The sequence below is a fragment of the Brevundimonas sp. KH_058 genome, assembly GCF_057838505.1.
Window position 1 is genome coordinate 2,911,598 of the sequence record NZ_CM174469.1, and the last position, 26,898, is coordinate 2,938,495.

Here is a 26,898-nt window from a genome sequence, read left to right on the forward strand (position 1 = left end):
CATCCGCGCGCAATCCGGGTCTAGAACCCCTTCATGAACACCCAAGACGTCCTCAACGAGTTCCGCGACGCCGGCGCCCTGCGCGAAGGCCATTTCGTCCTGTCGTCGGGCCTGCACAGCCCGGTTTTCCTGCAGAAGAACCTGGTCTTCATGGACGGCGCGCGCTGCGAGCGGCTGTGCAAGGCGCTGGCCGACAAGATCGTCGCCACGGTCGGCCCTGTCGATGTCGCCATCTCGCCTGCCGTGGGCGGCATCATCCCCGGCTATGAGACCGCCAAACACCTGAAGGTCCGTTCGATGTACGTCGAGCGCGAAGCCGGTCAGTTCAAGTTGCGTCGCGGCTTCTCCGTCGAGCCGGGCGAGAAGGTCGTCATGGTCGAGGACATCGTCACCACCGGCCTGTCCTCGCGTGAATGCATCGCCGCCATCCAGGCGGCGGGGGGCGAGGTGATCGCCGCCGCCTGTATCGTCGATCGCTCGGGCGGCAAGGTGGACGTGGGCGTGCCGCTGATCGCCCTGGCCTCGCTGGAGGTGCCGGCCTATGCGGCCGACGCCTTGCCGCCGGAACTGGCCGCGCTTCCGGTGGAAGATCCCGGCAGCCGCAGATTGTCGAAGTAGAGCCATGCGCGAACGGGTCAGGCTCGGCGTCAACATCGACCACGTCGCCACGGTGCGGAATGCGCGCGGCGGGACGCATCCCGATCCGGCCCGCGCGGCCGAGGCGGCCCTGGCGGCCGGGGCCGACGGCATCACGGCCCATTTGCGCGAAGACCGCCGCCACATCACCGACGCCGACATCGACGTGCTGAGCGCCCTGTGCGCGCGAGCTGGCAAGCCGTTGAACTTCGAGATGGCAGTGACGGAAGAGATGCTGGCCATCGCCCTGCGGCACAAGCCGCACGCCGCCTGCCTGGTGCCCGAGCGGCGCGAGGAGGTGACGACCGAGGGCGGTTTGGCGGTCGCGGGTCATGAGGCGCGGATCGCGCCTGTGGTCAAGACTTTGACGGACGCCGGCATCCGGGTCTCGCTGTTCATCGAACCGTCGGAAGAGCAGGTCGAGGCTGCGGCCGCCGTGGGCGCCCAGGTCGTCGAGTTCCACACCGGCCGATACTGCCACCTGACCGATCCCGGCGAGCGGGAGGTCGAGTTCGAACGTCTCGCCGCCGCCGCCGCCCAGGCCGACATCCTGGGGCTGGAGGTCCACGCCGGTCACGGGCTGGACTACGACACGGCGCCGCGCATGCTGGCGATCCCCGAGGTTCGCGAGCTGAACATCGGCCATTTCCTGATCGGCGATTCGATCTTCATCGGCCTGGACGGCGCGATCCGCCGCATGCGGGCTGCGATGGATGCGGCGAAATGATCATCGGCGTCGGCGCGGACCTGTCGGACATCCGGCGCATCCAGGCGTCGCTGGATCGGTTCGGAGATCGCTTCAAGACCCGCTGCTTCACCGAGCTTGAACGCACCCGCTCGGACCGCAAGCCTGATCCGGCCTGGAGCTACGCCAAGCGGTTCGCGGCCAAGGAGGCCTGCGCCAAGGCGCTCGGCACGGGCATGCGGGCCGATGTCTACTGGCGCGACATGGGGGTGGTGAACCTGCGTTCCGGTCAGCCGACCCTGGCGCTGACCGGCCATGCGGCCGAGCATCTAGCGCGCCTGACGCCCGCGGGGCATGAGACGAAAATCCACCTGACGCTGAGCGACGAACACCCCTATGCGCTCGCCTTCGTGGTGATCGAAGCCTTGCCGCAGTCGTAATCAGGTTATAGGCGTGCGCGACGACCGCGAACACGCGGCAAGGGATGCCTGATCGCATGAGCGAACACCAAAAGCCCCACGACGCCAAGCGTGACGCCACGCCCGAGGAAGTCTTCGCGGCGTCGGAGGCCGACGCGCCGGTCGAGGCGGTCAAGTCGCCGACTTCAAACGCGACCACGTCGAACCAGAAGGTCTATGCGCAAAAGCCGGGCGGTCGCGACAAGACGCCGTCGGCCGCCAGCGAGACCGGCGAGATCTTCAAGACCATCGTCTTCGCCCTGCTGATCGCGATGGTGCTGCGGATCTTTCTGTTCCAGCCCTTCACCATTCCGTCGGCGTCAATGGAGCCCAACCTCTATGAAGGCGACTATATCGTCGTGTCGAAGTGGTCTTACGGCTTCTCGAAACATTCGATCCCGTTCAGCCCGCCGCTGTTCGACGGCCGGATCATGGGCTCGGCGCCCAAGCGCGGCGACATCGTCGTGTTCAAACTGCCGCGCGACAACAAGACGGACTTCATCAAGCGCGTGATCGGCCTGCCCGGCGACCGCATCCAGATGATCGCCAATAAGTTGTATATCAACGACAAGCCGGTTCAGGACGTGGTGGTCAGCGAGCAGGAGATCAACGACATCTTCGGCCCGCGCCCGGTGACCGAGGTTCGCGAGACCCTGCCGGAAGGCAAGAGCTTCATGACCCAGGACTTCGGTCCTGGAAACGATCTGGACGACACCCCGGTCTATGAAGTCCCGGCCGGCCACTACTTCATGATGGGCGACAACCGCGACAACTCGATCGACAGCCGCGTCGAACAGTCCAGCGGCGTGGGCATGGTCCCGGCCGAGAACTTGGTCGGCAAGGCCCAGATCATCCTGTTCTCTTGGAAGCCCGGTTCGTCGCTGTGGAACCCTGTCAGCTGGTTCAACGTGCGGCTCGACCGGTTCTTCAACGTCTTGAAGTAATGGCGAATACGCGAGCCGAAGCCGTCACGGCGCTGGAAACGCGCCTGGGACACACGTTCAAGGACAAGGCCCTGCTGGAGCGCGCCCTGACCCACGCCAGCGTGGGCGAGGGGGCGCCGGTCGGGATTCACGGCCCGCGCGACAACGAGCGACTAGAGTTCTTGGGCGACCGGGTGCTGGGACTGCTGGTCGCCGAGCGGCTGTCGGCCGAGTTCCCGACGGCCGACGAAGGTCAGCTGTCTTCAAGCCTGCATGCTCTGGTCGACAAGACCGCCTGCGCTCGCGTCGGCGAGGCCCTGGGCGTCGGTCCGGCCATGCGTCTGTCGCCCGGCGAGACCAAGACGGGCGGCCGTCGCAAGGCGGGCGTCATCGCCGATGCGGTCGAGGCCATACTGGCGGCCGTCTACCTGGACGGCGGTCTGGATGCGGCGCGAAGCTTCTTCGAAGTCGCCTGGGCCGACGAACTGTCGGCGCCGCCGTCGCGGACCGTGACCAATCCCAAATCGGCGCTTCAGGAATGGGCGCAAGGCAAGGGCAGGCCGCTGCCGACCTATCGCGTGTCGGATCGGACGGGTTCGGATCATGCGCCGACATTCACCGTCGAAGTTTCCGTGCAGGACGTGCAGCCCTTGACCGCGCAAGGGCGTTCGCGTCAGGAGGCGGAGAAGGCGGCCGCAACGGCTCTCCTCAAACGTGAAGGCGTCATTTGACCGATTTCGAAAACCAGCGCGCGGGCTTCGCCGCCATCATTGGCGCGCCGAACGCCGGCAAGTCCACGCTGGTGAACCGGCTGACCGGATCCAAGGTCTCCATCGTCACGCAGAAGGTGCAGACTACGCGCTTTCCCGTGCGTGGTATCGCCATGGAAGGCGACGCCCAGATCGTGCTGGTGGACACGCCCGGCATCTTCACCCCGCGCCGTCGCCTGGACCGGGCCATGGTCGCCTCGGCCTGGGGCGGGGCGCAGGATGCGGATATCGTCGTCCACCTGATCGACGCCCAGTCGCATATCAATTCGGAAGGCCGTGAAGGCACGGCGGCGGATCGCCGCTCGGCCGAGGACACCGAGACCATCATCGCCAACCTGCAGTCCACGGGGACGAAGGTGGTGCTGGCGTTGAACAAGATTGACGGAATGCGCCGCGACACGCTGCTGGCCCTGTCGCAGAAGATGTTCGAGAGCGGCGTCTACTCCGAGGTTTATATGATTTCCGCCGCCAACGGCGACGGCGTGGAGGACCTTAAGCAGCGTCTGGCCCTGTCCATGCCCAAGGGGCCGTGGCTCTATCCCGAAGATCAGGCGGCGGATGTGCCGGTGCGGGTTCTGGCGGCGGAGATCACGCGCGAGAAGGTCTATCTCCGCGTCCACGAGGAGCTGCCCTATTCGGCGGCGGTCGAGACGACCAGTTTCGAGGAGCGCGCCGACGGCTCGGCCCGGATCGAACAGACTATCTATGTCGAGCGCGAGAGCCAGCGGCCCATCGTACTGGGCAAGGGCGGCCAGACCCTGAAATGGATCGGCCAGAAGTCGCGCGAGGAGCTGAATGAGCTCCTCGGTCGTCAGGTCCACCTGTTCCTGACGGTCAAGGTCGATCCGAAGTGGCAGGATTCGCGGGCGCTCTACGCCCAGTTTGGTCTGGATTTCGACGTCTGAGTTCCTGTGTTTGAAGTACCGCGTACTGCTGGGGGCCATCCCCGGCTTGTTCTGGGCGTCCTTGGGGCGCTGATCCTCGGCGGCGCGGTCTGGGGCGGCATCGCCACGGCTGTTCCACCCAAGACCGATGCAGCCTTGGTGACGGAGCGGGCCGATGCGCCGCCGCGTCCGCCCTTGGTCGTGGTTCAGGACCTGCCGCAACTGGCGGCGCGGATGGATCGCGAGGCGGCGGCAGGCCGGTTCATGGGCGCGGTTCTGGTGGCCAAGGGCGACCGGGTCTTGTTCCGCCAGGTCTATGGCAAGGCGAACCATGAGCGGGACCAGCCGCTGGCGCTGGACTCGCGCTTCCGCCTGGCCTCGATCTCGAAACAGTTCACGGCGACGGCGATCCTGAAGCTTCAGGACGAAGGCAAGCTGAACGTCTCCGACCCTGTCTGCAAATGGATCCAGCCCTGCCCGCAGGCCTGGGCGCCGGTACGGATCAGCCATCTGCTGTCGCACACCTCGGGCATTCCCGACCTGATGGCGCGGCCCGGTTGGGGCATGCGCCGCACGACGCCCGCGACGCTGGACGAACTGACCGAGGATTCGAAGCGGTTCGGCCTGCAGTTCGAACCGGGGACAGAGGTCCGATACGACAACGCCGCCTTCAACCTGGCCGCCGCCATCGTCGAAAGGGCCAGCGGCAAGCCGTATCAGACCTATATGCGCGAGACCTTTTTCAAACCTTTGGGCATGAAGGACAGCGGGCTGGATCTGGACGGCGGCGATCACGGCGTCATCATGGGCTACGCCAACTTCCCCGGCGGGCTGGCGGCCCAGCCGAACGCCAACACCTCCATCGTTGCAGGGGCGGGCGCGGTCTATTCGACGCTGGACGACCTGCTGGTGTGGCAAAGGGCGCTGCACCGGGGTGGGCTTCTGAAGCCCGAGAGCTATCAGCAGATGCTGGCCGACCACGCGCCGGCGGATACCAAACCGAACGAGCGCAGCCATCCGCGCCGGGACTGGGGCTTCGGCATCTTCGCCAATCGCCTGGGCGATCAGGTGCAGCCCAGTTTCCAGGATCGTCAGATCTATCACACCGGCAGTTGGGGCGGGTTCCGCAACCTGATGCTCTATCAGCCCGACGAGGACGTGACGGTGATCGTCCTGTCGAACAACTATCATCTGCGCGATCAGGTCTTCCTGATCAGCCAGCAGGCGATGGCCGAAGCCCTGGGTCGCGAGTTTCCGACGACGCTGGCGCGCTGAGGCGTCCACCTGGTTTCCCAACGGGGAGAACAGGACTAGAACAGGCGCATGATCGCCCTTTTCGCCGCTTTCGCCCTGTCCGCGTCTCTGATGCAGGCGTCGGATGACCCCAGTGTCACCGCAGGCGTCGTTCTGGACCGGATGCATGAGGCCGCATCACGCGCGGACGGCCCGGCCTATTTCGACCTGTTCACCCCCAACGCCCGGTTCATCGGCACGGACGCGACCGAGCGCTGGTCGCTGGCCGAGTTTCGCGCCTATGCGACGCCGTTCTTCTCGCGCGGAAAGGGCTGGACCTATCGGCCGCATGACCGGGTGGCGACCCTGGCGCCGGGCGATTGTCGCTGCATCGTCTGGTTCGACGAACTGCTGGACAACGACGCCTATGGGCTGACGCGGGGATCGGGCGTGCTGCGTCTGACCGACGACGGCTGGAAGATCGAGCAATATGTCCTCAGCTTCACCGTGCCGAACGACAAGGCCAAGGGCGTGGTCGGATTGATCGCCGAAGGGCCGGCCGACTGATGGACTTTCACGAAGAGGCGTTCGTCCTGTCGGCGCGCAGCCATGGCGACACCGGGTCCGTGGTGGACCTGTTGACCGAGAACCATGGTCGACGGTCCGCCTATGTCGCGGGCGGGGCGTCGCGCAAGATGAAGCCGTTCCTGCAAGCTGGAGCGCGGGTCGTGGCGGACTATCGCGCGCGAACCTCGGATCATCTGGGCGCTGCGCGGCTGGAGCCGGTAGGCGAGGGGCCCAGCGCCCTGTTCGACGACGCCCTGGCGCTGACCGGGTTGGCGGCGGCGGCCGGCGTGGCGCAAGGGGCCTTGCCCGAGCGCGAGCCGCACCCGGGCATCTTTCTGGCCTTCGAGGCGCTGATGGCGGCCTTCGCCCTGCCGGATGTCTGGCCCGCCATCTTCGTGCGGTTCGAGGCGGGGCTGCTGGAAGACCTGGGCTTTGGCCTCGATCTGTCGAAATGCGCGGCGACGGGCACGGCCGACGACCTGATTTACGTCAGCCCCCGCACCGGCCGGGCGGTCAGCCGCGAAGCCGGCGCGCCCTATGCCGACAAGATGCTGGCCTTGCCGCCCTTCATGCTGGGCGCCCAGGCGGGGCTGATCGAGGGCGACGTGAAGGCTGGGTTCGATCTGACCGGGCATTTCCTCGAACAGTTCGTATTCCACCCGCAGAACAAGCCCCTGCCGGCCGCGCGCGTGTGGATGCTGGACAAGCTGGGCGACGCAGGCCGGCTCTAGCCGAAGGTGAAGGCGAACACCTGAACGCCGGGATCCAGGAATTCGATCTGGAACGTCCGCTCGCGCACCGCACCCGTCTGGCGAACCAGTTGATAGAGCCGTTCACCATCGACCCGACCCAGGCCCTGGGCGTCGATGTCGCTGCCCGCGTTCGAGCCTGGCGCGGCGCCATCGACAAGGATACGGAAACGCGGCTGTTCGCTGGTCTTGCTCGGCCCCATCACCAGGTGCAGGTCGCGGGCCTTGAAGCGGAATGCGACACGCCCTCCAGCAGTCTGAAGGTCGGCGTGTTCGCGGGTGACCCTCCAGCGGCCGGACAGGTTCCAGCCGTTCAGTTGCAGCGGCGCGGCGACGTAGTCCTTGATGACATCATTGGCCAGGCCGCCGGGCGAACGGAAGTTCTCGGCGCGGGCATAGCCGACATAGGTTTCCGGCGATTGGACCTGGGCCATGTCGGCGGCCGCCTCAGCACCCTGAGCCTGAACGCTGACGACATTGCTGGCGACGTTTGCGGCCCCGGCTTCCTTGAGCAGTTGCTGGATCACCCGTTCGGAGCCCTCATAGTCGCCTTCGCCGAAGTGGTGGTGACGAATCTGGCCCTTGGCGTCGATGAAGTAGTGGGCGGGCCAGTACTGGTTCTTGAACGCGCGCCAGATGCCGAATTCGTTGTCCATGGCGACGGGATAGGTGATGCCCAACCGCTGAATGTTCTGGCGGACGTTGGCCTCGGATTTTTCGAAAGCGAACTCCGGCGTGTGGACGCCGATCACCACCAGGCCCTGATCCTTGTACTTCTCGGCCCAGGCGCGGACGTAGGGGATGGAGCGGATGCAGTTGATGCAGGAGTAGGTCCAGAAATCGACCACCACGACCTTGCCGCGCAGTTGCTCGGTCGTCAGGGGCGGGGAGTTGATCCAGGTCGTCGCGCCCGTCAGCGGCGGCATGACGCCCTCGACCGGCAGGTTCGCCAGATCGGTCGGGGCTTCGTTCGTCGGCATGCCGCGCCCGATCCCACCCAGCAGCGCCTGTTCGATCCGGCCTGTGCTGGCGGCGGAAATACGGGTCAGCAGGCCGGTATCGGCGCCCAGGCCGATGACGACCACGCCGATCAGGACCAGCACGCCCAGCCCGCGACGCACCCATTCGCCGACGCCCAATGCGCCCTTCATGGCCTTGAACACACGACCGCCGACCAGCAGGGCCAGACCCAGGGACGTCGCCGCGCCCGCCGCATAGGCCAGCAGCAACACCGTCGTGCCGACGCCCGCGCCCTGAAGCGCTGCGCCCGTCAGGATCACGCCCAGGATCGGCCCGGCGCACGGCGCCCACAGCAGACCCGTCGCAACGCCCAGCAGCAGAGAGGCTCGCACCTCGCCCTGATCACCACTGTGACGTTCCGCACGGTCCGTCAGCCAGGAACCGGCGGCGACGAACGGCCGCATCAGCCGGTCGCCCACTGCGGGGAACAGCAAGCTCAGGCCCAGGACCGCCATCACGCCCAGCGCGACCCAGCGCCCGACCTCATTGGCGCGCACCGCCCACCCGCCGCCCAGCGCCGCCAGCGTCGCCACGCCCGCGAAGGTGACCGCCATCCCAACCAGCAGCGGAAACCCATTGCGCAGGAACGGCCGGCCGGCACGCGCGAAAACGAACGGCAGGACAGGCAATATGCAGGGACTGACGATGGTCAGGACGCCAGCGAGATAGGAAAGCAGGAACAGGATCATGGCGCGGCCTGACGTAGGGGTTCGCTATTGGCTACGTTCGGGCCTGCCGTCCGGTTGGCTTCAGCGTGCATAAAGCTCTGCTGGGCCTGCTGAAGTTCGTCGGCCAGAAGACCGACCAGCGCGCCGGCGGGCATGGCGCGGGCCAGCGGCGCGCCCTGGCCGGCCCACTGCGCGGCATAGCCGTCTTCGCCTGCCGCCTTCGCAGCCGCGTTCAGCGCCTTGCCAATGTCATAGGCGCGGGGATAGGCGGCGACCCGGTCGGGATCGGCGGACCGCATGAAATCGTTCTCCAGACCGCGCGCCGGTCGTCCCGATATGACCGCCGAGACCCGCGTCCGGTATGCGTCAGGGCCCGCCATGGCCAGGCGATAGGCCTTGTCGGCCGCCGATTCGGGGCAGGGCACGAAGGCGGTGCCCAGTTGCGCGCCTGCCGCCCCCAGCATCATGGCCGCCGCCACGCCTTGCCCGTCCATGATGCCGCCGGCTGCGATCACCGGAATGGTCAACTGGCGGGCCATCATCCGCGTCAAAGGCAGAGTTGAGAGCCGCAGGTCGTCGGCGGGATCGAACACGCCCCGATGGCCGCCGGCCTCCCAGCCCTGGGCGACGACCATGTCGATCCCCGCCGCCTGGACCGCCTGACCCTCGGCGGGTGAGGTCGCGGTCGCCAAGAGGACAATGCCGGCGGCCTTCAGGGCAGCGATCTGGCTCGGCGTCGGCAGGCCGAAATGAAAGCTGACGGCGGCAGGTCGTTCCTCCAACAGCACCTGCAGCTTGGCCTCGTCCGTCAGGAAACTGCCGTAGATTTCGCGCAGGTGCTCAGGCGGTCTGGTGTCGAACCGGTCGAACAAGGTCCGCAAACTGTCGATCCAGCTCTGGTCGCCGTCGGGGTCGTGCGCGGCGGTCGCATGGCAGAAGACGTTGACGTTGAACGGCCGGTCGGTGAGCGCGCGGGTTGCCTGAATCTGGCGTCGGGCTTCTTCGGCGTCCGAGGCGCCGATCGCGATGGAGCCGAGCGCTCCGACGTTGGACACGGCTGCGGCGAGTGCAGGCGTCGAGGTTCCCGCCATCGGCGCCTGGATGATCGGATGTTGGAGGCGGAAGGCTTGCGTCAGGCCAGTGTTCACGGTGCGCTCCTTGCTGACATCCACTTAGGCGCCAACGACACGATCCAAAAGAGCGTCCATGCGTTCGCCGCGCTAACTATCCCCGACTTAGACGCTGCTTCGGGCTAGACTTCCGGCTTCCCATCCCCGATTCGCTGGCCCATGACGATCCACGCCCCGCCGCCGGAAGGCGGCCGTATCATCGACGAGCCGATGGAGACGGCGCTCAGCCGTCGCTATCTGGCCTACGCCCTGTCGACCATCACCAACCGCGCCCTGCCGGACGTGCGCGACGGGTTCAAGCCCGTGCACCGGCGCATCCTGTACGCCATGCACCAGATGCGGCTGAACCCGCAGGCGGCGGCGCGCAAATGCGCCAAGGTCGTCGGCGAAGTCATGGGCGGATACCACCCTCACGGCGACGCCTCGATCTATGAGGCCCTGGTGCGTCTGGCCCAGGATTTCGCCCAGCGCTATCCGCTGGTCGACGGTCAGGGGAATTTCGGCAATATCGACGGCGATAGCGCCGCAGCCATGCGCTATACCGAGTGCAAGCTGACGCCTGCCGCCGTGCTGTTGCTGGAGGGGATCGATCAGGATTCGGTGGATTTCCGCGCCACCTATGACGATCAGGACGAGGAGCCCATCGTCCTGCCGGCCGGCTTCCCCAATCTGCTTGCCAACGGCTCGTCCGGCATCGCCGTCGGCATGGCGACTTCGATCCCGCCGCACAATGTCGGTGAGCTGATCGACGCCTGCCAGATGCTGCTGGACAGGCCCGAGACGACGACGGCGGAACTGGTGCAACTGGTGCCGGGACCGGACTTCCCGACCGGCGGCGTGGCCGTCGAAGGTCATGCCTCGATCCTGGACGCCTATGAGACGGGCCGGGGCGGGGTGCGTCTGCGCGCGCGTTGGGAGACCGAGGACCTGGGGCGCGGCGTGTGGCGGATCATCGTCACCGAGATGCCGTACCAAGTTCAGAAGTCGCGCCTGATCGAGGCGCTGGCGGACCTGATCGAGCACAAGAAGGCGCCGCTGCTGGGCGACGTGCGCGACGAGTCCGCCGAGGATATCCGCCTGATCCTGGAGCCCAAGAACCGCACCATCGAGCCTGAAATGCTGATGGAAAGCCTGTTCAAACTGTCCGATCTGGAGGTCCGCTTCCCGATCAACATGAACGTGCTGGACGCCAGCGGCACGCCGCGCGTCATGGGGCTGAAGGACTGCCTGCGCGCCTTCCTGGATCACCGCCGCGTGGTCTTGAACCGACGTTCGCAATGGCGGATCGAGCGGGTCGAGAAGCGGCTTCACCTGCTGGAAGGCCTGCGCATCGTCTTCCTCAACCTGGACGAGGTGATCCGCATCGTTCGCGAGGAGGAGCAGCCCAAGGCGGTGCTGATCGCCCGCTTCGGTCTGACCGAAGCCCAGTCCGACTATATTCTCGACACCCGTCTACGTCAGTTGGCGCGGATCGAGGAAATGGCGATCGAGAAGGAATTCAATGCGTTGTCGGAAGAACTTGCACATCTGCAAGCGCTGACGTCGTCGGAAGGCAAGCAGTGGAAGGCCGTGTCCAAGGAGCTGGAGGTGGTGCGCAAGGCGCTGATCTCGCCGCGTCGGACCACCATCGCCGACGCCGTCGACAGCTCGGCCTTCGTCGCGCCCGAGGCCTTCATCCCGCGTGAAGCGATAACCGTCATCCTGTCGGAACGCGGCTGGATCCGCGCCGCCAAGGGCAAGGTCGAGGATCCGTCGGAACTGAAGTTCAAGGAAGGTGACCAGCTTGCCTATCTCGTGCCGGCCTATACGACCGATAAGCTGCTGGTGGCGGCGTCGGATGGGCGCATCTTCACCATCGGGGCCGACAAGCTTGCGTCGGGTCGAGGGCATGGCGAGCCGCTGCGCCTGATGATCGATCTGGACGAGAAGGCCGAAATCATCAACGTCCTGGCGCATCAGCCGGGCGGCAAACTGCTGATCGCGTCCAAGGCCGGTTACGGCTTCATCGCGCCGGAAGACGACACCCTGGCCCAGAAGCGGGGCGGCAAACAGGTGCTGAACGGCGACATGCTGGCTGTGTTGCGCGTGACCGGTGATCACGTCGCGACCATCGGCGAGAACATCAAGGCGCTGATCTTCCCGCTGGCCGAACTGCCCGAGATGGGACGCGGCAAGGGGGTGCGCCTGCAGAACTTCAAACAGGGCGGCCTGGCCGACGTGACTGTGTTCAACGCCGAACAGGGGCCGGAATGGGCCGATGGCGGCGGGCGTCGTCGCAACTGGCCCGACTGGAAGGACTGGCTGGGCAAACGCGCCGGCGCCGGCCGTCAGGGACCGCGGGGCTTAAGGAAGTTCAGGTAGAAAGTTACTTCTCCCTCCCCGTTTCGGGGAGGGTGGCTGAGGCGCAGCCGAAGCCGGGTGGGGAGGGCAGAGCGACGTCCCACAGACCTGTTTTGATGAAAAATATGCGTCCCTAACGGGCCGCCCCCACCCCGTCGCTGGCGCGACGACCCTCCCCGAAACGGGGAGGGAGAGGGGCGGGCTTTAGTCTTCCCGCCGCGACCAGCCCAGCTTCCCGAGGACTTCCATCGGGCGGAAGTCGGCCTTGTAGTCCATCTTGGCCGATCCCTGGACCCAGTAGCCCAGATAGACGAAGGGCAGACCGACGATCGCGGCTTGGCGCACATGGTCGAGAATGGCGAACCGCCCCAGGCTGCGGCGCTCCATCGTCGGCTCGTAGAAGCTGTAGACCATCGATAGCCCGTCCTTGAGCAGGTCGGTTAGGGTCACGGCGACCAGATCGCCGGGGCCGCCATCGATCGAGGGAAGGCGATATTCGATCAGATGGGTGCGGACCGCCGTGTCCTCGATCATGGCGACGTAGTCGAGCCAGCCCATGTCGCTCATGCCGCCGGTCGGGTGGCGGGTGGTCAGATAGCGGCGCAGAAGCTGGAACTGTTCTGTCGTGGCCTCGGCCTCGACCAGGCTGCGCGACAGGTCGTCGTTGCGAGCCAGCACCTTGCGCTGCGATCGGCTGAAGGCGAACTCGGGCACCGGCAGGCGCACGGAAACGCAGGCGTCGCAGGCCTCGCAGGCCGGGCGATAGGCGATGTTCTGGCTGCGGCGGAAGCCGGCGATGGTCAGTTCGTCGTTGACGTGGGCGCCGTCGGAGAAGGGCAGGTTGGCGAACACCTTCCGCTCGGTCTTGCCCGGCAGATAGGGGCAGGGCGCGACCGAAGTCATGAAGAACCGGAGCTGGCGTGTCGGTACGTGCTGGGTCACGGCCTCAGGTCCGCATCCGATCTTGCCAATATTGCGACAGTTGAACGCTCATGGCGCGATTTGGCGTCATTCGTGGCTGGGCTGCAAGCGTGTTCACGTCGCAGCCGAGCAGGGTCACAGGGAGGTGTCCATCGGCAGGACGGGCGCCTCGCGCAGCAGGACGATGGCGATGCGGCGGTTGCCGGCCAGGGTGGGATCGTCAGGATAGAGGGGGTCGGACCCCGCCTTGCCAGCCACCGAATAGACCCGGTCGGGATCGACGCCCGCACCCTGAAGCACCAGGCGCGAGCCGTTGGCGCGTTCGGACGACAGCGTCCAGTCAGCCGGGGCGCTGGCGCGGCTGGAGCCGGGCGTGGCGCTGGTGTGGCCGGTGATGGAGATGCGGTTCGGCAGTTGATTGATGACCTTGGATATGGCGCGCAGCAGCACCTGGGCGCGCGCGTTGGGTCGCGCCGAGTTGTTGTCGAACATCGACCGGCCTTCCTGATCGACCAGCTGGATGCGCAGGCCCTCGGGCGTCTGATCGACGATCAGCTGTTTAGACAGTTCGGCCAGTTCCGGCATCGACTGCATGGCCTGACGCAGGGATTCGGCGGCGCTGGCGAACTCGGCGGCTTCGCGTTTTTGGATTTCGGCCTGAAGGGCCGCGTCGCTGGCGGACGACAGGTTCGAACTGGGGCCGGTCTGGTCGGTCGCCGGCGCCTCGGGCGCCAGTTCCTGAAGCACGGATTGCGAGCCGGAACTCTTGGGGCCGTCGTCGCCCAGCGACGTGCCGCCCAGGATGCCGCCCGAGCCGGAGGTCGTCTCGGACACGCTGGCGGGTGCGAAATATTCGGCGATGCCGCGCTTTTGTTCCGGGTCGGTCGTATTGATCAGCCACATCAGCAGGAAGAAGGCCATCATGGCGGTCACGAAGTCCGCATAGGCCACCTTCCACGCACCGCCGTGGTGGCCTCCGCCGGAGACCTTCTTGACCTTCTTGATGAGGATCGGACGATCGCTCACGGACATGGACACGTATCCCGAGGAGTGTTGTCCCATAATGCCCTCGCCAAGGTTAACCGGGCGTTGACCTTGAACCCCGGCGCGACCCGGCCTAGTCCGACGGCGAGATCAAGGAGCCTGTCATGAAGATCGCATTCGCCGGCCTGGGCATCATGGGCGCCCCGATGGCGCGTCATCTGGTCGAGGCGGGCCACGACGTGACCGGCTTCAATCGCACGACGGCGAAGGCGCGGGCCTGGGCGGCGGCGACAGGCGGCAAGTCGGCCGCGACGGTGGCGGAGGCGGCGCAGGGCGTCGAACTGTTCATCCTGTGCGTCGGCAATGATGACGACGTGCGGGCCGTCGTGACCGAGGCCCTGCCGCATCTGGCCGAAGGCGCGGTTATCGTGGACCACACCACGACCTCGGCCAAGGTGGCGCGCGAGATGGCGGAACTGGCCCAGGGGCAAGGGCGCCAGTTCGTCGATGCACCAGTGTCAGGCGGTCAGACCGGCGCCGAGAACGGGCAGCTCAGCGTCATGGCTGGCGGGGAAGCCGCCGCCCTGGCGACGGCGGAACCGGCGCTGAAAGCCTATTCCAAGGCGATCAAGCACATGGGACCGGCCGGATCGGGCCAACTGACCAAGATGGTCAATCAGATCGCCATCGCCGGCGTGGTTCAGGGCCTGGCAGAGGCGGTGCATTTCGCCCAGGTCGCCGGCCTGGATACCGACGCCGCCTATGAAGCCGTGTCGAAGGGCGCGGCGCAAAGCTGGCAGATGGACAATCGCTGGAAGACGGCGGCCAAGGGCGAGTTCGAGTTCGGCTTCGCCGTCGACTGGATGCGCAAGGATTTGGGCCTGGTGCTGGACGAGGCGCGGTCGAACGGCGCGCGGCTGAGCCTGACGGCTCTCGTCGATCAATTTTACGCCGAGGTTCAGGCCATGGGCGGAAACCGCTGGGATACGTCCAGCCTGGCGGCGCGGCTACAACCCCGCGACTGAAGCCTAAAGTTTGCGGTGCATGAGGTGCAGGCCGACCAGGCCGTGGGCCGGATGATCGAAGGCCTCGGGGACTGTGCCGACGATCTCGAAGCCCAGCGCCTTCCACAGGCCGACGGCGACGGTGTTGGTCTCGACGACCGCATTGAACTGCATCGACTTGAAACCGGCGTCGCGAGCGAAGGTCAGAGCGGCCTCGCCCAGGCTGCGGGCCACGCCTCGACCGCGTGCGGCAGTGGCGACCATGAAGCTGCCGTTGGCGACGTGGGCGCCGTTTCCTTGCTGGTTCGGAATGATCTTGGCGGCGCCCAGCACCTGGCCGTCCTCGATCGCGACCAGAGTTCCGCCGGGCGCAGGCGGCGTCCACATTATGCGGGCCTGCGCCTCGGTCATGTCCAGCGGATAGGTATAGGTCTCGCCCGCGCGGGTGACGGCCTCGATGATCGGCCACAGGCCGGGCCAGTCGGCATCCGCGATCGGTCGGATTTCCAAGCCCATCAGCCCAGCAGCCGTGCGGCCTGAGGCGCGAAATAGGTCAGCACGCCTGCACAGCCGGCGCGCTTGAACCCGTGCAGGGTCTCAAGGATCGCGCGGTCCTGATCCAGCCAGCCGTTGGCGATGGAGGCCTGCATCATCGAATATTCGCCCGACACCTGATAGGCGAAGGTTGGAACGCTGAAGGTCTCGGACACACGCCGGACGATGTCCAGATAGGGCATGCCCGGCTTGACCATCACGGCGTCTGCGCCTTCCGACAGGTCCATCGCGACCTCCTTTAGGGCCTCGTCGGAGTTGGCGTAGTCCATCTGATAGGTCTTCTTGTCGCCCTTCAGCAGGGTCGAAGAGCCGACGGCGTCACGGTAGGGGCCGTAGAAGGCCGAGGCGAACTTGGCCGCATAGGACAGGATCAGGGTGTCGGAAAAGCCGTTGGCCTCCAGCGCCTCGCGCACCGCCTGGATGCGGCCGTCCATCATGTCGGACGGGGCGACGACATCGGCGCCGGCATGAGCGTGGATGAAGGCCTGTTCGGCCAGCCGGTCCAGCGAGGCGTCGTTGGCGATCCGGTCGCCCTCCATCACCCCGTCGTGGCCGTGGTCGGTGTAGCAGTCCAGCGCCACGTCGGTCATGACGCCGATCTCGGGCGCCGCGTCCTTGATGGCCTTGATGCAGTCAGGGATCAGCCCGTCGGGATCGGTCGCGCCCGTGCCGACCGCATCCTTGATCGCGCCGTCCACGTTCGGAAACAGGGCCACCATCGGAATGCCCAGGTCGCGCGCCTCGACGGCGGCCTTGGCGGCTGCCTTGGGCGACAGGCGGAAGACGCCGGGCATGGAGGCGACGTGCACGCGATCCTCGGCGCCGTCGTGGACGATCAGAGGCCAGATCAGATCGGCCGGCGTCAGCGTCGTTTCCGCTACCAGCCGCCGCACCCACGGGCTGGACCGCAGGCGGCGCGGACGGGCGAGCGGGAAGGGGGCGGGCGGATAGGGAAGCATGACGAAACCTTCGAAACCTGGCGTCGGACTAGCGCCGCAGCGGCCGGGGCGCAAATCGCGCGCGCAAGACGGCTTGCGCGGATCGGCGAAATGCGAGCCTATCGCCGCAAAGTTCAGGAGATGACGATGATCAAGCGATTGGCGACCGGCGCGGCGGTTCTGGCTCTGGCGGCGGGCCTTTCGGCCTGCATCATCGTGTCGTCCGACGGCGGATCGCGGACTGTGGTCGCGGGCGACAACGCCGCCATGGCGTCGCCGTCCTATGTCTCGCTCTATACCGATGCGGTCGCCGACACGAAGCGTCCGGCCGAAGAGGTGGCCCGCGATCCGCTGCGTCATCCGGCCGAGATCCTGGCCTTCGCCCAGCTCGCGCCGGGCGACAAGGTCGCCGACATTCGCCCCGGCGCCGGCTATTTCACCCGCCTGTTTTCTGACGTGGTCGGCCCGACCGGCCGGGTCTACGCCTTCGTGCCCGAGCGGACGATGGCGCGCGAGAACGCCGGAGCGGACGCCCTTGCCGCTGCCTATTCCAATGTCACGCGCGTCAACGGCCTGCTGGACTCGATGACCTACGCCGAGCCGCTGGACATGATCTTCATGAGCCAGGAATACCACGACTTCCACATCCCGGGCTTCAACACCGATGTGGCCAAGATGAATGCGGCCGTGTTCGCCGCGCTGAAGCCCGGCGGTCGCTACATCCTGATCGACCACGAGGCGGCGCCCGGCACGGGCATTTCGGCGGTCCAGACCCTGCACCGCATCGAAGGCGACTATCTGAAGCGCGAGGTCGAGGCGGCGGGCTTTGTCTATGAGGGCGAGAGCACGGCCGTCGCCAATCCGGCCGACGACCACAGCCTGAACGTCTTCGACGAGAAGATTCGCGGCAAGACCGACCAGTTCGTCTATCGCTTCCGCAAGCCGGGCTGATGCGGGCGACGGCCGCGCTGGCGACGGCGCTGGTCCTGATCTGCGGGCCGGTCGCGGCGGCTGACGGCGATTCACCTTATGCGGTGGCGCCGAATCTTTTTCGGCCGGGTGCGCCCGATCTGGGCCTGACGCCAGCGCCGGGGACCGAGACCTTCACCGTCTTCGCACCGACGCAGGACACGGATCGGTTCAGCAATGGCGTGGTCCTAATTCCCTTCAAGGGCCGCCTCTACGCCCAGTGGCAAAGTTCGGCGCGCGACGAGGACGCAGCCGACACCTGGGTCGCTTACAGCGTCAGCGACGATGGCGCGGCCTGGTCGGCGCCTCAAACCCTTGTTCCCGCGGGGCAGGGCGGGCGGATGCATTCAAGCGGCGGCTGGTGGACCGACGGCGAGACCCTGGTCGCCTACGTCAATGTCTGGCCCGAGGGTTTTCAGTCCGGTGCGGGCGGCTACACTGAATATAGAACCAGCACGGACGGCGTGACCTGGAGCGAGCCGCGTCGCGTGACCGGCGCGGACGGTCGTCCGGTCGAAGGCGTGATCGAACAGGATCCACACCTGATCGACGGTCGGGTGATGACGGGCTTTCACCTGCGACCCGGCATGATCGCGACGCCCTTCTTCACCGATGATTCGCTGGGCGTCACGGGATGGACGGCGGGGCGGATGGCGAACCTGCCGCGAGACGCCAGCGGCGCCCAGGCCGCGCACGAGCGTCGTCTCAGCCGCGAGATCGAACCCAGTCTGTTCCGGCGCGCCGATGGCTGCGTGGTCATGGTGTTCAGGGACGAGGAGCTCAGCTTCCGCCAACTGGCGTCCGAAAGCTGCGACCGGGGCGTGACCTGGACGACGCCGGTGTTGACCGACATGCCGGACGCTCGCGCCAAGCAGAGCGCCGGCAATCTGCCGGACGGAACGGCCTATCTGGTCAATGCGCCCAACAGCGACCGACCCCGCCTGCCGCTGGCGGTGACGCTTAGCCGCGACGGTCGCCTGTTCGATCGCAGCCATCTGTTGCGGGGGCAAGGCGACCTTCAGTCGTTGCGGTTCGAGGGGCAGTACAAGCGGCCGGGCTATCACTATCCAAAGAGCGTCGTGTGGGGCGACTACCTCTACGTCGTCTATGTCGCGAACAAGGAGGATGTGCAGGTCACGCGCGTCCCGCTGCGATCCCTGCAATACTGAGAACCGTTATCAATTAAGGGTTTGGGTCGTTTTGTCCATGTGGCGGACATGGACAAGCCCGCGCCGGGGGAGCAAATAACGCAAAGACATCGCCATAAGCGAAAGAACGCGTAGTTTGTTCGACTATAAGGCCGCCTTTAAAAGCTCGGTGGAGCAGGTTCGCAGCGAGGGACGCTATCGCGTCTTCGCCGATCTGAAACGCGTGCGCGGACAGTTTCCGCTGGCGGTGCGCCGCCGCGACGACGGTTCACAGCAGGACGTCGTGATCTGGTGCTCCAACGACTATCTGGGCATGGGCCAGCATCCCGTCGTTCTGGACGCCATGCACAATGAGATCGATGCGGTCGGCGCCGGCGCAGGCGGCACACGCAACATTTCGGGCACCACCCGTTCGGCCGTGGATCTGGAAGCAGAGCTGGCCGACTGGCACCAGAAGGAAGCGGCCCTGCTGTTTACCTCGGGCTACGTCGGCAATGAGGCGACCCTGTCGACGCTGCAGAAGATACTGCCCGGCCTGATCACCTTCTCCGATTCGCTGAACCACGCCTCGATGATCGCCGGCATTCGCCACGGCGGCGGCGAGCGTCACGTCTTCATGCACAACGACCTGGCGCATCTGGAGGCCCTGCTGGCGGCGGCCCCGGCCGAGGCGCCCAAGCTGATCGCCTTCGAGAGCGTCTATTCGATGGACGGCGACATCGCCGACCTGGCCGGCACCATCGCCCTGGCGAAGAAATACGGCGCCCTGACCTATCTGGACGAAGTCCATGCGGTCGGCCTGTATGGCGAGACCGGCGCGGGCGTGGCCGAGCGTGACGGCGTGCTGGATCAGATCGACATCATCGAATGCACGCTGGGCAAGGCTATCGGCGTGATGGGCGGCTATATCGCCGCCGACGCCATGATCATCGACGCGGTGCGCAGTTGGGCCTCGGGCTTCATCTTCACCACCTCGTTGCCGCCGGCGTTGACGGCGGGAGCGCTGGCCTCCGTGCGGCACCTGAAGGCCCACCCCGAACTTCGCGTCCAGCATCAGGAGCGGGCCGCGACGCTGAAGTCGCGCTTCGCGGCGGCTGGCATTCCGGTGATGGAAAGCGAGAGCCACATCGTGCCTGTGCACGTCGGCGATCCGATCCACTGCAAGATGATCTCGGACATGCTGCTGGACGAGTACGGCGTCTATGTTCAGCCGATCAACTATCCGACCGTGCCCAAGGGGACCGAGCGCCTGCGCTTCACGCCTTCGCCGAACCACACCGACGCCATGATGGATCATCTGGTCCAGGCGATGGACAAGCTGTTCGCCCACTGCAACGTGGCGCGCCAGCCCGTCGCGGCCTGAGGCTCGGCGATGGCGGACGAAGATCTCGGCGAGGTGATCGTCGAGTTCACCCGTAACGGCTCCTACCTGAAATGTTCGGCCATCCACGTCGCCACCGGCCGCGAGGTCAGCGCCATGGGGCCGGTCAACGAACCGAAGTCCGTCGAGCGGGTGGCGATCGCCAAGCTGCGGCGGGTTCTGTCGGCCGGGCTCTAAGATCCGCGCGGCTGTATCGACTCTGACGTTGAACGGTGGTTCCCTTCGCGCGTAGGGGGACGCTATGTTGCAACCGGACAGCCCGGCTATACTGGGATTAGGCGCGTTTTCGATTTTCGCTGTGCTCGGCGGCCTAGTGCTGCTGGTTGGCGCTGATCACTCCGCGCCAGGGTGCATTGGCCCAAAGGTTGAACGTTGTGACTATCTCGATACCGCGCAGGCCGCCGTATCGACCCGAAGCGCGCGTAAATTCCAGCCTGACTACGGCTATGAGATCGTTGATCTGGGATCGTCCGTGCGTGTGCAGCAATATCTGCCGGATGGATCGTTGGCTTTGTTCGAGGGGCCGGCTGTAGTGATCGACAAGGAAAGTTGCAGAGTCTGCTTCTTCCAAGTTCGAGAATCTACCGATTACGACAAAAATTTGAGGTTCTCGCGGTTCCCTGGCTCGACGCCCTAAACGGATGGTTGGCGCGCGACCACAAGATGTTGTGGTCGGGCGCGCTGGGGACTAGATAGGCGGCCTTCTGATTTTCGGGGATTCCAGCGTGACGGCCTTCACCCACGACGCCTATTTCACCAAGACGCTCGCTGACGCCGATCCGGACGTCTTCAAGGGCATTCAGGGCGAGCTGGGTCGCCAGAAGGAGCAGATCGAACTGATCGCTTCCGAGAACATCGTCTCCCAGGCGGTGCTGGATGCGCAAGGCTCGGTGCTCACGAACAAATACGCCGAGGGCTATCCCGGTCGTCGCTACTACGGCGGCTGCGAGTTCGTCGACATCACCGAGGACCTGGCGCGCGAGCGGGCCAAGAAACTGTTCGGCGCCGCCTTCGCCAACGTCCAGCCGCACTCGGGCGCCCAGGCCAACCAGGCGGTCTTCTTCACCCTGCTTCAGCCCGGCGACACCTTCCTGGGCATGGACCTGGCCTGCGGCGGTCACCTGACGCACGGTTCGCCGGCGAACCAGTCGGGCAAGTGGTTCCGGCCGGTGACCTACAAGGTGCGCGAAGACAATCACCTGATCGACTACGACCACGTCGCCGAAATGGCCGAGCGCGAGAAGCCCAAGCTGATCCTGGCCGGCGCCTCGGCCTACAGCCGCCACATCGACTTCAAGCGGTTCCGTGAGATCGCCGACAGCGTCGGCGCCTATCTGATGGTGGATATGGCTCACTACGCCGGCCTGATCGCGGGCGGAGCCTATCCGGACCCGATCCCGCACGCCCATGTCGTGACGACGACGACGCACAAGACCTTGCGCGGTCCGCGCGGCGGCATGATCCTGACCAACGACGGCGACATCGCCAAGAAGATCAACTCGGCTGTCTTCCCTGGCCTGCAGGGCGGGCCACTGGAACACGTCATCGCCGCCAAGGCCGTGGCCTTCGGCGAGGCGCTGAAGCCCGAGTTCAAGCTCTATGCCAAGCAGGTGGTCAAGAACGCCCAGGCCCTGTCGGGCGTGCTGATCGAGCGCGGCCTGGCCATCGTCTCGGGCGGCACCGACAGCCATCTGGCGCTGGTCGATCTGCGGCCCAAGGGCGTGACTGGCAAGGCCACAGAGCACGAGCTCGAAAAGGCGCTGATGACCTGCAACAAGAACGGCGTGCCGTTCGACACTGCGCCCTTCACCGTCACCTCGGGTGTCCGCCTGGGCACGCCGGCCGGCACCACGCGCGGCTTCGGCGAGGAAGAATTCAAGCAGATCGGTCACTGGATCGCCGATGTCGTCTCGTCGATGAACGGCGGCGACGAAGCCGATCCGGCCGTGGTCGCGGGCGTCGCGGCCCAGGTGCGTGAGTTGACGCAACGCTTCCCGATCTACAGCCAAAAAACGCAATAAGGCGCCTCTGATGAAGTGCCCTTTTTGTGGTCATCAGGACACTCAGGTTAAGGACAGCCGGCCGTCGGACGACGGCTCGGCCATCCGACGCCGTCGATCCTGCCCCAACTGCAATGGGCGCTTCACCACCTTCGAGCGGGTGCAACTGCGTGAACTCGTCATCCTGAAGCGCAACGGGCGGCGCACGCCGTTCGAACGCGACAAGCTTGAACGCTCGCTGGGCGTGGCCCTGCGCAAACGCCCGGTTCAGGCCGATCAGGTCGAGCAGATGGTCAACCGCATTGTGCGTCAGCTGGAAAGCCTGGGCGAGACGGAAATCCCGTCCAGCACGGTTGGCGATTTCATCATGAAGGCGCTGAAAGGCGTCGATGAAGTCGCCTATGTCCGCTACGCCTCGGTTTACAAGGATTTCCGCCACACGGGCGACTTCGCCAAATTCCTGGGCGACGAAGGGTTCGACGAACCGTCCGGCAAGGCCTGATGCGGGTCACTCTGAAACTGGCGACCTCGCTGGATGGGCGCATCGCCACGGCGTCGGGCGAAAGCCAGTGGATCACCGGCGAGGCGGCGCGGCTGGAGGGCCACCGCCTGCGCGCCGCGAATGACGCCATTCTGGTCGGCGTCGAGACGGTTCTGCACGATGATCCCGAGCTGACCGCCCGCCTGCCGGGCCGCAGCGTGGACCAGCCGCTGCGCGTGGTTCTGGACAGCCGCCTGCGGACGCCGGGGACGGCGAAACTGGCGGGGGAGAACACCCTGATCCTCACGGTCGCCGAGCCACACCCCGTTGGCGCGGCCAAAGTGAAACGGGTCGAGGCAGACCAGGGTCGGCCGGCCATCCCGGCTGTTCTGCAAGCTTTGAAAGCGGCGGGCGTCAAGTCGGTGTTGATCGAAGGCGGGGGGCAGGTCGCCGCATCATTTTTGCGCGCCGGCTTGGTGGATGCGCTGGAATGGTTCCGGGCCCCGATCCTGCTCGGCGGCGAGGGCAGGCCCTGCGTCGCTGCTTTGGCTCTTGCAAAGCTGTCCGACGCCCCCAAGTTCCGTCGCCTGGGCGTCGAGCCTGTCGGGGACGATCTGTGGGAACGCTACGCGCGTCTCTGACGCGGTAGATTCCAGACGATTGAGACTATTCAGACTGTGTTTTTCGGGGCCGAAAGGGGCCAGCGTCCAATGTTCACCGGCATCGTCACCGACATCGGCCGTGTCCGCGAGGTCCGCGAGACAGATCGCGACCGCCGCTACGAGATCGAAACCGTCTGGGACACCGACGGCATCGACCTTGGCGCCTCCATCAGCCATGCGGGCTGCTGTCTGACGGTGACGGAAAAGGGGCACGATATACGGGGGGGCTGGTTCGCCGTCGAAGTGTCGAACGAGACCCTGTCCAAGACCACCCTGGGCGCCTGGAAGGCCGGCGACGGCGTCAATCTGGAGCGGGCCGCCAGGCTGGGCGACGAGATGGGCGGCCATGTGGTGTCTGGCCATGTCGATGGTCTGGGCCGGATCGTGTCGATTACGCCCGAGGGCGGGTCGCACCGGGTCGAAGTCGAGGCGCCCGCGCCCCTGCACCGCTACATCGCCGCCAAGGGGTCGATCACAGTCGATGGCGTATCCCTGACGGTGAATGCCGTCGAAGGCCGGGGCTTCTCGCTGAACATCATCCCGCATACGTGGGAGGTGACGACCCTGGGGCGTCTGAAGGCCGGCGATCCGGTCAATCTGGAGATCGACATGCTGGCGCGTTATCTCGCGCGGTGGCAGGAGACCGCATGATGCAATTGGCCGCCAACATGAACGACAGCCCGATCAGTCCCATCGAGGACATCCTGGAAGACGCCCGCAACGGTCGTCCCTACATCCTGGTGGACGCCGAGGACCGCGAGAATGAGGGGGACATCATCATCCCCGCCCAGTTCGCGACCCCCGACCAGATCAACTTCATGATCCGCCAGGCGCGCGGCCTGGTCTGTCTGGCCATCACGGCCGAGCGAGCGAACCAACTGCGCCTGCCGCCGATGGCGGCCGACAATCGCGAGAGCATGAAGACCGCCTTCACCGTCTCGATCGAGGCCAAGGACGGCGTCACGACCGGCATCTCCGCCGCCGACCGCTCGCGCACCATTCACGTCGCTACCGATGCGTCGAAGGGCATGGACGACATCGTCTCGCCTGGCCACATCTTCCCCCTGGTGGCGCGCGACGGCGGCGTCCTGGTTCGCGCCGGCCACACCGAGGCGGCGGTGGACATCAGCCGCATGGCGGGCCTGACCCCGGCCGGGGTGATCTGCGAGATCATCAAGGACGACGGCGAGATGGCGCGGATGCCCGATCTGGTCGCCTTTGCGCAGCTGCACGGGCTGAAGATCGGCACCATCGCCGACCTTATCGCCTATCGCCGCCGCACCGAGCGGTTCGTCGAGCGGATCATGGATACGCCGTTCGAAAGCGTTCACGGCGGGCCTTTCCGCCTGATGCTGTACAAGAACACAATCGAGGGCGCCGAGCACGTCGCACTGGTCAAGGGCCGCATCGACCCGACCAAGCCGACCCTGGTGCGGATGCACCAGGTAGATTTCGCCTGCGATCTGCTGGGCCATGTCGAGGCGCGCCAGGACTATGTGCCCACCGCCCTGAAGCAGATCACCGATCACGACGGCCCCGGCGTCGTCGTCTTCCTGCGGGATCCATCGCTGAACTCGCTGGCTGAACGATTGGCGGGCGTGGACAAGCCGGCGGCGATGGATCGGTCGCTGCGCGCCTATGGCGTGGGGGCTCAGATCCTGCTGGACCTGGGCGTCAAGGACATGATCGTGATGAGTTCGACGCGACCCGAACCGACGGCGCTTGAGGGCTATGGCCTGCGCATCGTCGGCTGGCGCGACATGGATGGAGAAGACAAGGCGTGACTGACGCACCCCGTATTCTGATCGTCGAGGCGCGATTCTACGACGACCTGGCCGACGCCCTGCTGGAAGGCGCCAAGGAGACGCTGAAGGCGCGCGGCGTCGACTTCGACGTCATCACCGTGCCCGGCGCGCTGGAAGTGCCGCCGGCCATCGCCCTGGCCGAGGAAGCCGGGCGTTTCCCGACCGCGCCCCGCTATGACGGCTATGTGGCCCTGGGGACGATTATCCGCGGCGAGACCTATCATTTCGAGATCGTTTCGGATCAGTCGGCGGCCGGCATCATGGCCCTGGGCGTCAAGGGCGTGATCATCGGCAACGGCATCCTGACGACCGAAGACGAGGACCAGGCCTGGTATCGGGCCCGTCTTTCGGAAGGGGATAAGGGCGGCGGCGCGGCCAAGGCCTGCCTCGACCTCATTGCATTGAAGAAGCGGTTGCGTCATGGCGTCGGCGCATGACTGAACCGAACAGCGTCAAAGCCGTCCTCGAACAACTCGCCGAAGCCGAAAAGCAACGCGCCGAGCCCAATCTCAGCTCCAAGCAGCGCCGGGCACGCACCGTGTCGCGTCTCGCCGCCGTCCAGGCCCTGTACCAGATGGAGCTGGCAGGCGAAGGCGTGGAGACGGTGATCACCGAATTCTCGAACTTCCGCTTCGACACCGATATCGAGGGCGAAGCGCTCGCCGAGGCCGACGAGGCCTATTTCGCCGACATCGTACGGGGCGTGATCGAAAGCCAGCGCGACATTGATGCGGCCATCAAGGCGCGCCTGGCTTCCAACTGGAAGCTGGAGCGGATCGACGCCACGCTGCGGGCCCTGCTGCGCTCGGGCGCCTGGGAGTTGATCAAACATCCCGAGACGCCGCGCGAGGTCGTGATCGACGAATATGTCGAGCTGGCCAAGGCCTTCTTCGACGACTCCGAAGCGCGCTTCGTCAATGCGGCGCTGGACGGCGTGTCCAGAGACACGCGCAAATAATGCCGGCGCTCGACGTCGCGGGCGAGTTCGAGACGATCGAGAGGCTGTTGCGGCCCCTGGCCCATCCCGAATGGGGCAGGGGGCTTGCCGACGATGTGGCGGTGTTGCCGTCGAGGCCGGGGTATGATCTTGTCCTGACCAAGGACGCCATGGTCGAGGGCGTGCATTTCCTGCCCGACGATCCGCTGGATACGGTGGCCCAGAAGCTTCTGAGGGTGAACCTGTCGGACTTGGCGGCCAAGGGGGCCGAGTCGTTCGGTTATCTGCTCGCCTGTTTCTGGTCCGAGCGCTGCGGCTGGCCCGAGCGTGAGGCCTTTGCGGCGGGTCTTGCCGAGGATCAGGCCAGGTTCGGCGTCTTCCTGCTGGGCGGGGACACCGTGAAGACGCCCGGCCCCGCGACGTTCTCGCTGACGGCACTGGGCTGGGTTCCCACAGGGGCGACGGTATCGCGTGCGGGCGCACAGGTCGGGGATACGGTGTTCGTGACCGGCGCGATCGGCGACGGCCTGCTGGGTTTGAAGGCGGCCCGGGGCGAGCTGTCGCTTGAGCCTGAACGCCTCGCGGCCCTGGCGGACCACTATCGCACGCCGACGCCCAGGGTGGATTTCGCCGACGTCGTGCGGGACTTCGCGACGGCTTCCGTCGATGTGTCCGACGGACTGGCGGCCGATCTGGCCCATGTCGCGGAGGCGAGCGGGGTGGGCGTTTCGTTGAACCTGAACGTCCTGCCGCTGTCGGCGGCGGCCCAGGCCTGGTTTGCTGACCGGGTCGATCCGCAGCTGTCGTTGGAAGACCTGGCGAGCGGCGGCGACGACTATGAGATCGCCTTCACAGCCCATCCGCGCCACGAAGAAGCTCTGCGGCGTGAGGCCGAACGCCGCCTGCTGCGTCTGACGCGGATCGGCGAGGTGACCGCCGGATCGGGCCTGACCGTGACCTATGACGGCCTGCCCATCGCAATGGCGCGCGCCGGCTGGACCCACGGCTGAGGTCGCAAGGGAATCCTAACGGCCTTGCGTCATAAGCGAC

Annotated in this window: 30 protein-coding genes; 24 read left to right on the forward strand and 6 right to left on the reverse strand. The window is 66.1% G+C overall.

What is annotated here, in order from left to right:
* Positions 1-33 precede the first annotated feature (33 nt).
* The 9 genes from pyrE to recO are packed head-to-tail and all read left to right on the forward strand — an operon-like array spanning position 34 to position 6,887.
* The gene (gene pyrE, locus AC3ISA_RS14410; RefSeq protein ID WP_489178411.1) at positions 34-618 is read left to right on the forward strand and encodes an orotate phosphoribosyltransferase; all 585 of its coding nucleotides are present in this window, start codon (positions 34-36) and stop codon (positions 616-618) included.
* Positions 619-622: 4 nt separating this feature from the next.
* Complete coding sequence (locus AC3ISA_RS14415; protein ID WP_489178412.1) at positions 623-1,363, forward strand: pyridoxine 5'-phosphate synthase; 741 nt, start codon at positions 623-625, stop codon at positions 1,361-1,363.
* A complete protein-coding gene (acpS, locus tag AC3ISA_RS14420; protein ID WP_372691980.1) occupies positions 1,360-1,761 on the forward strand; it encodes a holo-ACP synthase in 402 nt (133 codons plus the stop codon). Before AC3ISA_RS14415 ends, acpS begins: the two co-directional genes overlap by 4 nt.
* 56 nt (positions 1,762-1,817) lie before the next feature.
* Entirely contained in the window at positions 1,818-2,723 is a 906-nt protein-coding gene (gene lepB, locus AC3ISA_RS14425; protein ID WP_489178413.1) for a signal peptidase I, read from the forward strand.
* Positions 2,723-3,433, forward strand: coding sequence for a ribonuclease III (rnc, locus tag AC3ISA_RS14430; RefSeq protein WP_489178414.1), 711 nt, complete (start codon positions 2,723-2,725; stop codon positions 3,431-3,433). Before lepB ends, rnc begins: the two co-directional genes overlap by 1 nt.
* Positions 3,430-4,377 (forward strand): GTPase Era, encoded by a 948-nt coding sequence (era, locus tag AC3ISA_RS14435; RefSeq protein WP_135196008.1) that lies wholly within the window; start codon positions 3,430-3,432, stop codon positions 4,375-4,377. The genes rnc and era overlap by 4 nt, the downstream gene beginning before the upstream one ends.
* A 6-nt stretch (positions 4,378-4,383) precedes the next feature.
* Positions 4,384-5,631, forward strand: coding sequence for a serine hydrolase domain-containing protein (locus AC3ISA_RS14440; protein ID WP_489178415.1), 1,248 nt, complete (start codon positions 4,384-4,386; stop codon positions 5,629-5,631).
* A 48-nt stretch (positions 5,632-5,679) separates the two neighbouring features.
* On the forward strand, positions 5,680-6,156 hold the full coding sequence (locus AC3ISA_RS14445) for a nuclear transport factor 2 family protein (RefSeq protein WP_489178416.1): 477 nt from the start codon (positions 5,680-5,682) through the stop codon (positions 6,154-6,156).
* Complete coding sequence (gene recO / locus AC3ISA_RS14450) at positions 6,156-6,887, forward strand: DNA repair protein RecO (protein ID WP_489178417.1); 732 nt, start codon at positions 6,156-6,158, stop codon at positions 6,885-6,887. Before AC3ISA_RS14445 ends, recO begins: the two co-directional genes overlap by 1 nt.
* Here the strand turns inward: recO and AC3ISA_RS14455 are convergent.
* Both AC3ISA_RS14455 and AC3ISA_RS14460 read right to left on the reverse strand, forming a co-directional pair.
* Entirely contained in the window at positions 6,884-8,614 is a 1,731-nt protein-coding gene (locus AC3ISA_RS14455) for a cytochrome c biogenesis protein DipZ (protein ID WP_489178418.1), read from the reverse strand. The two genes, recO and AC3ISA_RS14455, sit on opposite strands and share 4 nt — an antisense overlap.
* Positions 8,611-9,741 (reverse strand): NAD(P)H-dependent flavin oxidoreductase, encoded by a 1,131-nt coding sequence (locus AC3ISA_RS14460; protein ID WP_489178419.1) that lies wholly within the window; start codon positions 9,739-9,741, stop codon positions 8,611-8,613. Before AC3ISA_RS14460 ends, AC3ISA_RS14455 begins: the two co-directional genes overlap by 4 nt.
* A gap of 141 nt (positions 9,742-9,882) precedes the next feature.
* On the opposite strand from AC3ISA_RS14460, the gene parC reads away from it, so the two are divergent.
* Positions 9,883-12,084, forward strand: a complete 2,202-nt coding sequence (gene parC, locus AC3ISA_RS14465) for a DNA topoisomerase IV subunit A (RefSeq protein WP_372691991.1) — start codon at positions 9,883-9,885, stop codon at positions 12,082-12,084.
* 183 nt (positions 12,085-12,267) lie between these two features.
* Here the strand turns inward: parC and AC3ISA_RS14470 are convergent, their stop codons facing one another.
* Both AC3ISA_RS14470 and AC3ISA_RS14475 read right to left on the reverse strand, forming a co-directional pair.
* On the reverse strand, positions 12,268-13,005 hold the full coding sequence (locus AC3ISA_RS14470) for an arginyltransferase (RefSeq protein ID WP_489178420.1): 738 nt from the start codon (positions 13,003-13,005) through the stop codon (positions 12,268-12,270).
* Positions 13,006-13,119: 114 nt separating this feature from the next.
* A complete protein-coding gene (locus AC3ISA_RS14475; RefSeq protein WP_489178421.1) occupies positions 13,120-14,016 on the reverse strand; it encodes a flagellar motor protein MotB in 897 nt (298 codons plus the stop codon).
* Between the two features lie 116 nt (positions 14,017-14,132).
* Here AC3ISA_RS14475 and AC3ISA_RS14480 point away from each other — a divergent pair, with 116 nt between their 5' ends.
* Entirely contained in the window at positions 14,133-14,993 is an 861-nt protein-coding gene (locus tag AC3ISA_RS14480; protein WP_489178422.1) for an NAD(P)-dependent oxidoreductase, read from the forward strand.
* A 3-nt stretch (positions 14,994-14,996) separates the two neighbouring features.
* Here the strand turns inward: AC3ISA_RS14480 and AC3ISA_RS14485 are convergent, their stop codons facing one another.
* Together AC3ISA_RS14485 and hemB are read right to left on the reverse strand one after the other, a co-directional pair.
* Positions 14,997-15,482 (reverse strand): GNAT family N-acetyltransferase, encoded by a 486-nt coding sequence (locus AC3ISA_RS14485; protein ID WP_372691995.1) that lies wholly within the window; start codon positions 15,480-15,482, stop codon positions 14,997-14,999.
* 5 nt (positions 15,483-15,487) lie between these two features.
* Entirely contained in the window at positions 15,488-16,486 is a 999-nt protein-coding gene (hemB, locus tag AC3ISA_RS14490) for a porphobilinogen synthase (RefSeq protein ID WP_489178423.1), read from the reverse strand.
* 126 nt (positions 16,487-16,612) lie between these two features.
* Between hemB and AC3ISA_RS14495 the strand changes: the two genes are divergently transcribed.
* The 13 genes from AC3ISA_RS14495 to thiL all read left to right on the forward strand — a co-directional run bounded on the left by AC3ISA_RS14495 (position 16,613) and on the right by thiL (position 26,858).
* On the forward strand, positions 16,613-17,416 hold the full coding sequence (locus AC3ISA_RS14495; RefSeq protein ID WP_489178424.1) for a class I SAM-dependent methyltransferase: 804 nt from the start codon (positions 16,613-16,615) through the stop codon (positions 17,414-17,416).
* Entirely contained in the window at positions 17,416-18,603 is a 1,188-nt protein-coding gene (locus AC3ISA_RS14500; protein WP_489178425.1) for a sialidase family protein, read from the forward strand. The genes AC3ISA_RS14495 and AC3ISA_RS14500 overlap by 1 nt, the downstream gene beginning before the upstream one ends.
* Before the next feature lie 115 nt (positions 18,604-18,718).
* On the forward strand, positions 18,719-19,945 hold the full coding sequence (gene hemA, locus AC3ISA_RS14505; RefSeq protein ID WP_489178426.1) for a 5-aminolevulinate synthase: 1,227 nt from the start codon (positions 18,719-18,721) through the stop codon (positions 19,943-19,945).
* Positions 19,946-19,954: 9 nt separating this feature from the next.
* On the forward strand, positions 19,955-20,140 hold the full coding sequence (locus tag AC3ISA_RS14510; RefSeq protein ID WP_489178427.1) for a DUF6898 family protein: 186 nt from the start codon (positions 19,955-19,957) through the stop codon (positions 20,138-20,140).
* A gap of 64 nt (positions 20,141-20,204) precedes the next feature.
* Entirely contained in the window at positions 20,205-20,600 is a 396-nt protein-coding gene (locus tag AC3ISA_RS14515; protein ID WP_489178428.1) for a hypothetical protein, read from the forward strand.
* An 88-nt stretch (positions 20,601-20,688) separates the two neighbouring features.
* Entirely contained in the window at positions 20,689-21,984 is a 1,296-nt protein-coding gene (glyA, locus tag AC3ISA_RS14520) for a serine hydroxymethyltransferase (protein WP_489178429.1), read from the forward strand.
* A 10-nt stretch (positions 21,985-21,994) separates the two neighbouring features.
* A complete protein-coding gene (gene nrdR / locus AC3ISA_RS14525; protein WP_135195991.1) occupies positions 21,995-22,465 on the forward strand; it encodes a transcriptional regulator NrdR in 471 nt (156 codons plus the stop codon).
* The gene (locus AC3ISA_RS14530) at positions 22,465-23,085 is read left to right on the forward strand and encodes a RibD family protein (protein ID WP_489178430.1); all 621 of its coding nucleotides are present in this window, start codon (positions 22,465-22,467) and stop codon (positions 23,083-23,085) included. The genes nrdR and AC3ISA_RS14530 overlap by 1 nt, the downstream gene beginning before the upstream one ends.
* A gap of 69 nt (positions 23,086-23,154) precedes the next feature.
* Positions 23,155-23,757, forward strand: a complete 603-nt coding sequence (locus AC3ISA_RS14535) for a riboflavin synthase (protein ID WP_489178431.1) — start codon at positions 23,155-23,157, stop codon at positions 23,755-23,757.
* Positions 23,754-24,890, forward strand: a complete 1,137-nt coding sequence (ribB, locus tag AC3ISA_RS14540) for a 3,4-dihydroxy-2-butanone-4-phosphate synthase (protein ID WP_489178432.1) — start codon at positions 23,754-23,756, stop codon at positions 24,888-24,890. Before AC3ISA_RS14535 ends, ribB begins: the two co-directional genes overlap by 4 nt.
* Positions 24,887-25,348 (forward strand): 6,7-dimethyl-8-ribityllumazine synthase, encoded by a 462-nt coding sequence (gene ribH / locus AC3ISA_RS14545; RefSeq protein ID WP_372692007.1) that lies wholly within the window; start codon positions 24,887-24,889, stop codon positions 25,346-25,348. Before ribB ends, ribH begins: the two co-directional genes overlap by 4 nt.
* Positions 25,345-25,869, forward strand: coding sequence for a transcription antitermination factor NusB (nusB, locus tag AC3ISA_RS14550; protein WP_159851412.1), 525 nt, complete (start codon positions 25,345-25,347; stop codon positions 25,867-25,869). The genes ribH and nusB overlap by 4 nt, the downstream gene beginning before the upstream one ends.
* Entirely contained in the window at positions 25,869-26,858 is a 990-nt protein-coding gene (gene thiL / locus AC3ISA_RS14555) for a thiamine-phosphate kinase (protein WP_489178433.1), read from the forward strand. The genes nusB and thiL overlap by 1 nt, the downstream gene beginning before the upstream one ends.
* Positions 26,859-26,898: the final 40 nt, after the last annotated feature.

What these genes read in the sequence shown, in the direction of transcription:
- pyrE (WP_489178411.1), top strand. Translation starts at nt 34, where the DNA reads ATGAACACCCAAGACGTCCTCAACGAGTTCCGCGACGCCGGCGCCCTG.
- AC3ISA_RS14415 (WP_489178412.1), top strand. Translation starts at nt 623, where the DNA reads ATGCGCGAACGGGTCAGGCTCGGCGTCAACATCGACCACGTCGCCACG.
- acpS (WP_372691980.1), top strand. Translation starts at nt 1,360, where the DNA reads ATGATCATCGGCGTCGGCGCGGACCTGTCGGACATCCGGCGCATCCAG.
- lepB (WP_489178413.1), top strand. Translation starts at nt 1,818, where the DNA reads ATGAGCGAACACCAAAAGCCCCACGACGCCAAGCGTGACGCCACGCCC.
- rnc (WP_489178414.1), top strand. Translation starts at nt 2,723, where the DNA reads ATGGCGAATACGCGAGCCGAAGCCGTCACGGCGCTGGAAACGCGCCTG.
- AC3ISA_RS14445 (WP_489178416.1), top strand. Translation starts at nt 5,680, where the DNA reads ATGATCGCCCTTTTCGCCGCTTTCGCCCTGTCCGCGTCTCTGATGCAG.
- recO (WP_489178417.1), top strand. Translation starts at nt 6,156, where the DNA reads ATGGACTTTCACGAAGAGGCGTTCGTCCTGTCGGCGCGCAGCCATGGC.
- AC3ISA_RS14455 (WP_489178418.1), bottom strand. Translation starts at nt 8,614, where the DNA reads ATGATCCTGTTCCTGCTTTCCTATCTCGCTGGCGTCCTGACCATCGTC.
- parC (WP_372691991.1), top strand. Translation starts at nt 9,883, where the DNA reads ATGACGATCCACGCCCCGCCGCCGGAAGGCGGCCGTATCATCGACGAG.
- AC3ISA_RS14475 (WP_489178421.1), bottom strand. Translation starts at nt 14,016, where the DNA reads ATGTCCGTGAGCGATCGTCCGATCCTCATCAAGAAGGTCAAGAAGGTC.
- AC3ISA_RS14480 (WP_489178422.1), top strand. Translation starts at nt 14,133, where the DNA reads ATGAAGATCGCATTCGCCGGCCTGGGCATCATGGGCGCCCCGATGGCG.
- hemB (WP_489178423.1), bottom strand. Translation starts at nt 16,486, where the DNA reads ATGCTTCCCTATCCGCCCGCCCCCTTCCCGCTCGCCCGTCCGCGCCGC.
- AC3ISA_RS14495 (WP_489178424.1), top strand. Translation starts at nt 16,613, where the DNA reads ATGATCAAGCGATTGGCGACCGGCGCGGCGGTTCTGGCTCTGGCGGCG.
- AC3ISA_RS14500 (WP_489178425.1), top strand. Translation starts at nt 17,416, where the DNA reads ATGCGGGCGACGGCCGCGCTGGCGACGGCGCTGGTCCTGATCTGCGGG.
- AC3ISA_RS14510 (WP_489178427.1), top strand. Translation starts at nt 19,955, where the DNA reads ATGGCGGACGAAGATCTCGGCGAGGTGATCGTCGAGTTCACCCGTAAC.
- AC3ISA_RS14515 (WP_489178428.1), top strand. Translation starts at nt 20,205, where the DNA reads ATGTTGCAACCGGACAGCCCGGCTATACTGGGATTAGGCGCGTTTTCG.
- nrdR (WP_135195991.1), top strand. Translation starts at nt 21,995, where the DNA reads ATGAAGTGCCCTTTTTGTGGTCATCAGGACACTCAGGTTAAGGACAGC.
- AC3ISA_RS14530 (WP_489178430.1), top strand. Translation starts at nt 22,465, where the DNA reads ATGCGGGTCACTCTGAAACTGGCGACCTCGCTGGATGGGCGCATCGCC.
- AC3ISA_RS14535 (WP_489178431.1), top strand. Translation starts at nt 23,155, where the DNA reads ATGTTCACCGGCATCGTCACCGACATCGGCCGTGTCCGCGAGGTCCGC.
- ribB (WP_489178432.1), top strand. Translation starts at nt 23,754, where the DNA reads ATGATGCAATTGGCCGCCAACATGAACGACAGCCCGATCAGTCCCATC.
- nusB (WP_159851412.1), top strand. Translation starts at nt 25,345, where the DNA reads ATGACTGAACCGAACAGCGTCAAAGCCGTCCTCGAACAACTCGCCGAA.
- thiL (WP_489178433.1), top strand. Translation starts at nt 25,869, where the DNA reads ATGCCGGCGCTCGACGTCGCGGGCGAGTTCGAGACGATCGAGAGGCTG.